This window comes from Paraburkholderia sp. RL17-347-BIC-D (assembly GCF_046027915.1).
Classification (GTDB): Bacteria; Pseudomonadota; Gammaproteobacteria; order Burkholderiales; family Burkholderiaceae; genus Paraburkholderia.
Genome location: NZ_JARESS010000291.1, coordinates 1 through 281, shown reverse-complemented (window position 1 = coordinate 281; position 281 = coordinate 1). Strand labels below are relative to the sequence as shown.

At 59.4% G+C, this 281-nt stretch carries 1 pseudogene; it reads right to left on the bottom strand.

The features are described from left to right. Positions 1-281, bottom strand: a pseudogene (locus P0D96_RS48625) (amidohydrolase family protein); the annotation flags it as partial.

Sequence of the window (281 nt, the reverse complement as noted above, 5' to 3'; positions counted from 1 at the left end):
ACGCCCGGACTCTGCGGAAGCATCGCGGCCGGGATGAAATGATCGGGGAACAGCTGGCTCACACGGAAGCACAACTCGTTGCAGATCGCCGCCCACGTACTGGAAACCTGAAAATCGCCGATGTGATGCGCCATGAAACTCGCGCGCGGACTGAAGATGGTGAGGTCGAGCCCGCGCTCGCGCATCAACCGCAACTGGTTGCTCTCGATCGATTCGCGCAACTCATCGTCGCTGATCTGCAACTCGGAGACCCTGGGCATTTCGGAAGGATTGTTGATGCC